We start from the raw sequence: 7,446 nt of genomic DNA, 5'->3' as shown, positions 1-7,446 counted from the left end.
CTCAACGGTGACTCCAACGTGGCCTTCTTCAAGGAGTACCGCAACCTGGGTCTGACCGCCGACAAGATGCCGGTGCTCTCGGTGTCCATCGCCGAGGAGGAGGTCGGCGGCATCGGCGTCGACAACATCGTCGGCCACCTGGTGGCGTGGAACTACTACCAGACCACCGACACGCCCGAGAACGCCGAGTTCGTGGAGGCCTTCAAGGCCGAGTACGGCGAGGACCGCGTGGTCGCCGACCCGATCGAGGCGGGTTACAACGCCGTCTACATCTGGGCGGCGGCGGTCGAGAAGGCGGGCAGCTTCGAGGTCGACGCGGTGAAGGAAGCCGCCAAGGGCCTGGAGCTCGACACGCCCGAGGGCCCCATCACCGTCAGCGACTGGAACCAGCACATCTCCAAGACCGCCCGCATCGGCCAGATCAACGCCGAAGGGCTGATCGACGAGGTGTGGGCGTCGGACGGTCCCATCGAGCCCGACCCCTGCCTGGAGGACTACCCGTGGGCCGAAGGGCTCGCCCAGGGCGAGTGCGACGCCGCCCACGCGGCCGCCGAGTAGCGACCTGAGGAAGGGACGTCAGCGTGAGCGACTACCTCGAACAAGTCTTCAACGGCCTCAGCCTGGGCTGGATCCTCCTGCTCGTGGCACTCGGCCTGACCTTCACCTTCGGCCAGATGCGGGTGATCAACATGGCGCACGGTGAGCTGATCATGGCCGGCGCCTACACCCCCTACGTGCTGCAGACGGAGATCGGGCTGTTCGCAGGGGCCAAAGGAGCGGCGTTCGTGGTGGCGCTCCCGCTGGCGTTCGTCGTCGCCGGGGCGCTGGGTCTGCTGCTGGAGCGGACCCTGCTCTCCCGGATGGTCAACCGCCCGCTCGACACGCTGCTGGTCACCTTCGGGGTCAGCCTGATCCTGCAGCAGGCGGCCAAGGACCGGTTCGGCGCTCCCAACGTCGACGTGGTCACTCCTACGTGGCTGCGCGGCAACTGGGACCTCCTGGGGTTCACGATGCCCCACCGCCGCCTGTTCATCATGGCCCTGGGTCTGGTGGTGATCGTGGGGGTGTGGGCGTTCATGGCCAAGCTGCCGCAGGGTCGACGCATGCGGGCGGTGATGCAGAACCGTGACCTGGCGTCGGTGTCGGGCCTGGCGACCCGGCGGGTCGACGCGGTGACGTTCTTCCTCGGCTCCGGCCTGGCCGGCGTCGCAGGTGTCGCCGTGTCGCTGATCGGGTCGATCGGCTCGCAGATCGGCACCGACTACGTGATCGACGCCTTCCTGGTCGTGATCGTCGGCGGGCTCGGCACCCTGCGGGGGGCGGTCATCGCCGCGTTCGCGCTGGGGATGACCAACGCCTTCAGCGAGTACTTCACGACGGCCAGCCTCGGGAAGGCGATCGTGTTCATCCTGGTCGTCGCCTTCCTGCAGTTCCGTCCCAACGGCCTGGTCGCCTTCCGCACGAGGGGTCTGGCGACATGACCGCCGCCACCGTGCCCGAGACGGAGGTCGCGACGACGGCCCCCGACGGGGCGACGACGGCCGCCGTCAGCCTGCGGCCGGCCAACGCCGTCAACCCCTGGATCGCCCGTGGCGCGCTGGTGCTGTTCGCCGTGGTGCTGTTCGCCTGGCCCGACGTCCTCGACGACCCCACCCGCACCCGCCAGTGGGCCGAGTACCTCTGCTACGCCATGATCGCCGTCGGGCTCGACATCGCCTGGGGCTACGGCGGCATGCTCGCCCTCGGCCAGGGCGTGTTCTTCGGGCTCGGCGCCTACGCGATGGGCATGTACCTGTCGCTCGAACAGGTGCCCGACGGCGCCGTGCCCCAGTTCATGTCGCTCTACGGCGACCAGACGTCGCTGCCTCTCATCTGGCAACCGTTCCAGTCGCTGTGGGCGGCGTGGATCCTGGCGGTGGTCGTGCCGATGGTGGTGGCCGGGCTGCTGGGCTGGCTGGTGTTCCGCCGCCGCGTCCGGGGACCGTTCTTCGCCATCCTCACCCAGGCGACGGCGCTGGTGTTCTGGCTGCTGCTGATCGGCCAGCTCAAGGTGACCGCCGGCACCAACGGCCTCACCAACTTCTCCACCATCTTCGGGCGCTCCAAGTACGAGCCCGGCACCTCGCGGTACCTCTACGGGCTGGCCGCGGGCGCGCTGATCGCGGTGGTGCTCGTCGGCCGCCAGCTGGTGCGCAGCCGCTACGGCCGCCTGCTGGTGGCGCTGCGCGACAACGAGGACCGGGTGCGGTTCCTCGGCTACGACCCGGCGCGGGCCAAGACGGTGGCGTTCGTGGTCGCCGCCGGGATGGCCGGGCTCGCCGGCGCGTTCGCGGCGCCGATCATCGGCATCGTCGCCCCCGACCAGTTCACGGTGCTGCCGTCGATCCTGATGATCGCCTGGGTGGCGGTCGGCGGCCGCGGCACCCTCTACGGCGCGGTGCTGGGGGCGCTGCTGGTGAGCTGGGGCAAGACGTCGTTCAGCGAGAGCCGCCCCGACGACTGGGTCTACCTGCAGGGCCTGATGTTCGTGGTCGTGATCGCCTGGCTGCCGGGCGGCGTCGTCGGGCTGCTGCGCTCCGGCCGCGACCGTGCCGTGGCGCTCCTGCCCCGGAAGGAGGCGGAGGTGGCCGCGACATGAGCGTCCCCCTGCTGGAGGTGCGGGGCCTCACCGTCAGCTTCGACGGGTTCAAGGCCATCGACGGCCTCGACTTCGCCGTCGACGAGGGCGAGCTGCGCTTCCTCATCGGCCCGAACGGCGCCGGCAAGACGACGCTGCTCGACGTCGTCACCGGCCTCACGAAGGCCACCGCCGGTCACGTCGAGTTCGACGGCCACCCCATCACCGGCATGCGGGAGCACGCCATCGTGAGGAAGGGCGTCGGGCGGTCGTTCCAGACGCCCACGATCTTCGAGTCGCTGACCGTGGTGGAGAACCTCGACCTGGCCGAGTCGTTCCGCCGCCCGTTCGTCACCCGGCTGCGGGTGGCCCGGCGGGCGTCGGCCGAGGTGGGGGCGACGCTCGAGAAGATCGGGCTGGCCGGCGTGGCCACCCGGCCGGCCGGCGTGCTCAGCCACGGGCAGCGGCAGTGGCTGGAGATCGGGATGCTGCTGGTGCAGCAGCCGCGGCTCCTGCTGCTCGACGAGCCCGTCGCCGGCATGAGCGCCCAGGAGCGGTCCGACACCGGTGACCTTCTGGAGGAGCTGGCCGCCGACCACACCGTGGTGGTCATCGAGCACGACATGGGCTTCCTCCGGCGCTACGCCCGCAAGGTGACGGTGCTGCACGAGGGACGGCTCCTGCGGGAGGGCAGCGTCGAGGAGGTGCAGGCCGACCCCAAGGTGCGGGAGGTCTACCTGGGCCGCTCCCACGATCGCGCGGCATCGGTGACGACCGTGGCCGTGACCCCCCTGGAGGACGAGGCGTCGACCGAGGTGGCGTCGTGACCGCGCCGGCGCCTGCGCTCGAGGTGGTCGACGTCGACGTCGCCTACGGGCGGACGCAGGTGCTGTTCGGGGTGTCGCTCGACGTGCCCGCGGGCGCGGTCACCTGCGTCATGGGTCGCAACGGCGTAGGCAAGACGACGCTGCTCAACAGCGTGATGGGGCTGCTGCCGCTGCGGTCGGGCTCGGTGCGGTTCGAGGGGGAGGAGATCGGCCGGCTGGCGCCGCACCAGCGGGCCCGGCGGGGGATCGGCTACGTCCCGCAGGGCCACCAGGTGTTCCCCAACATGACCGTGCGGGAGAACCTGCAGGTGGTGTGGGAGCGCACGGGGTCGGGCTCCGGGGGCGCCGGGCTCGACGCCGCGCTGGAGCTGTTCCCCGTGGTGAAGGAGCTGTACGAGCGACCGGCCGGGCTGCTCAGCGGCGGGCAGGCCCAGCAGCTGGCCATCGCCCGGGGGCTGGTGACCCGACCCCGGCTGCTGATCCTCGACGAGCCGACCGAGGGCATCCAGCCGTCGATCATCGACGAGATCGAGGCGGCGATCACCGCTCTGGCGGCGACCGGGCTGACGATCCTGGTGGTCGAGCAGTACTTCGAGCTGGCCCTGCGGCTGGCGCAGCACTACGTGGTGCTGGACCGGGGCGAGGTGGTGGAGGCGGGCGCCACGGCCGCTGCCGACCAGGTCACCCTCGCCGGGATGCTGGCGGTGTGAGGGCATGAGGCCATGACGCCATGAGGGCCCGATGCGGCTGACCCCTCACGAGCAGGAGCGACTGCTGGTCCACGTGGCCGGCCAGCTGGCCGAGGCCCGCCGGGCCCGGGGGTTGCGGCTCAACTACCCCGAGGCGGTGGCGCTGCTCACGTGCTTCGTGCTGGAGGGCGCGCGGGACGGCCGCACGGTGGTCGACCTGATGGAGGCGGGCCGCAAGGTGCTCACCCGTGACGACGTGATGGAGGGAGTCCCCGAGATGCTCGACGAGCTGCAGGCGGAGGCGACGTTCCCCGACGGCACGAAGCTGGTGACGATCCACCAGCCGATCCCGTGACGGTGATCCCGGGCGAGATCGTCGTGGGGGAGGGGCCGGTGGTGATCAACGCCGGGCGACCGGTGCTGACGTTGGTGGTGGCCAACACGGGCGACCGGCCGGTGCAGGTGGGGTCGCACTACCACTTCGCCGAGGCGAACCCGGCCCTGTCGTTCGACCGGGAGGCCGCCTGGGGCCACCGCCTGGCCGTCCCCGCCGGCACCGCCGTCCGCTTCGAGCCCGGCATCGAGCGGGAGGTCGACCTGGTGCCGCTCTCGGGACACAGGATCGTCCCCGGCCTCCGCGGCGAGGCTGCCGGCCAACTCGACTGATGGAAGCGTCATGACCAAGTGTGAACGTCGTCCGTCCGCCATGTGGGGAGGCGTCGCCGTGACCGCTCGTTCGATCATCGCCAAGGGGTGCATCCATCCGTCCCGCCCGCTCGCCTCGTCGGCCCGGCTGAAGCGGGCGTCGGCGTCGGAACCGAGCGTGGAGGTCGACGAGGTCGACGAGGCCGACCGCCCCCTCGCCTCCACCACCGTCGTCCGCTGGACGGTCGCCGATGAGTGAGCTCACCCGCGAGCGGTACGCGCTCCTCTACGGCCCGACCGTCGGCGACCGGGTGCGGCTGGCCGACACCAACCTCCTGATCGAGGTGGAGGAGGACCACTGCGCCGGCGGCGACGAGGCCGTGTTCGGCGGCGGCAAGGTCATCCGGGAGTCGATGGGCCAGTCGCTCGCCACCCGGGCCGACGGCGCCCCCGACACCGTCGTCACCGGCGCCCTCATCCTCGACCACTGGGGCATCGTGAAGGCCGACGTCGGCATCCGCGACGGCCGCATCGCCGGCATCGGCAAGGCGGGCAACCCCGACACGATGCCGGGCGTCGATCCCGCCCTGGTCATCGGCCCGTCCACCGAGATCGTCAGCGGCAACGGGAAGATCCTCACCGCCGGGGCGATCGACTGCCACGTCCACCTCATCTGCCCCGAGATCCTCACCGAGGCACTCGGCGCCGGCATCACCACGATCATCGGCGGCGGCACCGGCCCCGCCGAGGGGACCAAGGCCACCACCGTCACGCCCGGCGCCTGGCACCTGGCCCGGATGCTGGAGGCGCTCGACCCGTGGCCGGTCAACGTCGCCCTGCTGGGCAAAGGCAACACGGTCTCGGCCGACGCCCTGTGGGAGCAGCTGCGGGCCGGGGCGTCGGGCTTCAAGCTCCACGAGGACTGGGGCACCACCCCCGCCGCCATCGACGCCTGCCTGCGGGTGTGCGAGGAGTCGGGCGTACAGGCGGCCATCCACACCGACACCCTCAACGAGGCCGGCTACGTGGCCGACACCCTGGCCGCCATCGCCGGTCGGGGCATCCACGCCTACCACACCGAGGGTGCGGGCGGCGGCCACGCCCCCGACATCATGACGGTCGCCGGGCAGCCCCACGTGCTGCCGTCGTCCACCAACCCGACCCGGCCCCACACGGTGAACACCGTCGAGGAGCACCTCGACATGCTCATGGTCTGCCACCACCTCAACCCGGCGATCCCGGAGGACCTGGCGTTCGCCGAGAGCCGTATCCGCCCGTCGACCATCGCCGCCGAGGACGTCCTCCACGACCTGGGCGCCATCTCGATGATCGGCTCCGACTCCCAGGCCATGGGGCGGGTGGGGGAGGTGGTGCTGCGCACGTGGCAGACCGCCCACGTCATGAAGGCCCGGCGGGGTGCTTTGCCGGGCGACGGGGCCGCCGACAACGCCCGGGCCCGCCGCTACGTGGCCAAGTACACGATCGCCCCCGCCGTGGCCCACGGGCTCGACGGCGAGGTCGGGTCGGTGGAGGTGGGGAAGCTGGCCGACCTGGTGCTGTGGTCGCCGGCGTTCTTCGGCGTGCGGCCCGACGTCGTACTGAAGGGCGGGATGATCGCCTTCGCCGCGATGGGCGACGCCAACGCCTCGATCCCGACCCCCCAGCCCGTGCTGCCCCGCCCGATGTTCGGGGCGTTCGGCCGGGCGCCGGCGGCGACGTCGCTGGCCTTCGTGGCCCCGGCGGCACTGGAGGACGGGTTGGCCGACCGGCTGGCCGTCGACCGCCCGCTGGTACCGGTGCGCGACTGCCGGTCGGTCACCAAGGCCGACCTGCCCAACAACGACGCCCTCCCCGACATCCGGGTCGACCCCCACACGTTCGCCGTCACCATCGACGGCGACCTCGTCGAGCCCGCCCCGGCCACCGAGCTCCCGATGGCCCAGCGCTACTTCCTCTTCTGATGTCCGCCACCCTGCTGCTCCTCGCCGACGGACGCCTCCCGAGCGGCGGCCATGCCCACTCGGGCGGGTTCGAGCCGGTGGCGGGCCTGGGGTTGGTCCGCACGCTGGACGACCTGGGCGCGTTCCTCCGCGGTCGCCTTCACACCGCCGGCCTGACCGCGGCCGCCATCGCTGCCTCGGTGTTCACTGCCGCTCTCGACGACCTCGACCGGGCGGCCGACGCCCGGATGCCGTCGCCGGCGGCGCGGGAAGCGTCACGACGGCAGGGCCGCCAGCTGCTGCGGGCCGCCCGGAGCGTGTGGCCGTCGCGGCTCTACGACGACCTGCCGCTCCGGCCCCACCAACCGGTCGTCCTCGGGCTCGCGGCCCGGGCCGGCGGCCTCACGCCCGACGCCGCTGCCCTCGCCGCCGCCCACGGCAGCGTCACCGGGGCCGCCAGCGCCGCGGTCCGGCTCCAGTCGCTCGACCCCATCGGCGTCCACGCCCTGCTGGGCGAGCTGGCCCCGGAGGTCGACGCCGTCGCCGCCGCGGCCACCGAGGCCGCCCGGCACGGCGACATCCCCGCCCCCGCGGCGCCGCTGCTGGAGCTGGCCGCCGAGGACCACGCCACCTGGGAGGTGCGTCTCTTTGCGTCATGACCACGATCGTCCCCACCTCCACGACGAGGCGCCCCTGCTGCCGGCACCCGGACCCGGGCCCGGCCGCCG

Annotated in this window: 10 protein-coding genes; all 10 read left to right on the top strand. The window is 72.3% G+C overall.

What is annotated here, in order from left to right:
* Nucleotides 1-558: transporter substrate-binding protein (locus VK611_00890; protein HMG39845.1), on the top strand; the 558-nt coding region annotated here is incomplete at its 5' end.
* 23 nt (nt 559-581) lie between these two features.
* Entirely contained in the window at nt 582-1,481 is a 900-nt protein-coding gene (urtB, locus tag VK611_00885) for an urea ABC transporter permease subunit UrtB (GenBank protein HMG39844.1), read from the top strand.
* Complete coding sequence (urtC, locus tag VK611_00880; protein HMG39843.1) at nt 1,478-2,638, top strand: urea ABC transporter permease subunit UrtC; 1,161 nt, start codon at nt 1,478-1,480, stop codon at nt 2,636-2,638. Before urtB ends, urtC begins: the two co-directional genes overlap by 4 nt.
* Complete coding sequence (gene urtD / locus VK611_00875; protein HMG39842.1) at nt 2,635-3,444, top strand: urea ABC transporter ATP-binding protein UrtD; 810 nt, start codon at nt 2,635-2,637, stop codon at nt 3,442-3,444. The genes urtC and urtD overlap by 4 nt, the downstream gene beginning before the upstream one ends.
* Nucleotides 3,441-4,154, top strand: a complete 714-nt coding sequence (gene urtE / locus VK611_00870) for an urea ABC transporter ATP-binding subunit UrtE (protein ID HMG39841.1) — start codon at nt 3,441-3,443, stop codon at nt 4,152-4,154. Before urtD ends, urtE begins: the two co-directional genes overlap by 4 nt.
* A gap of 31 nt (nt 4,155-4,185) precedes the next feature.
* The gene (locus tag VK611_00865) at nt 4,186-4,488 is read left to right on the top strand and encodes an urease subunit gamma (GenBank protein HMG39840.1); all 303 of its coding nucleotides are present in this window, start codon (nt 4,186-4,188) and stop codon (nt 4,486-4,488) included.
* Between the two features lie 2 nt (nt 4,489-4,490).
* The gene (locus VK611_00860; protein HMG39839.1) at nt 4,491-4,799 is read left to right on the top strand and encodes an urease subunit beta; all 309 of its coding nucleotides are present in this window, start codon (nt 4,491-4,493) and stop codon (nt 4,797-4,799) included.
* A 58-nt stretch (nt 4,800-4,857) separates the two neighbouring features.
* Entirely contained in the window at nt 4,858-5,037 is a 180-nt protein-coding gene (locus VK611_00855; protein ID HMG39838.1) for a hypothetical protein, read from the top strand.
* Nucleotides 5,030-6,739, top strand: a complete 1,710-nt coding sequence (locus VK611_00850) for an urease subunit alpha (protein ID HMG39837.1) — start codon at nt 5,030-5,032, stop codon at nt 6,737-6,739. The genes VK611_00855 and VK611_00850 overlap by 8 nt, the downstream gene beginning before the upstream one ends.
* Entirely contained in the window at nt 6,739-7,377 is a 639-nt protein-coding gene (locus VK611_00845) for an urease accessory UreF family protein (GenBank protein ID HMG39836.1), read from the top strand. Before VK611_00850 ends, VK611_00845 begins: the two co-directional genes overlap by 1 nt.
* Nucleotides 7,378-7,446: the final 69 nt, after the last annotated feature.

The organism is Acidimicrobiales bacterium, from assembly GCA_035316325.1.
GTDB lineage: Bacteria > Actinomycetota > Acidimicrobiia > Acidimicrobiales > VFJN01 > DASXTK01.
The sequence above is the reverse complement of the archived record's forward strand: the minus strand, read 5'-3'. Positions and strand labels throughout refer to the sequence as shown.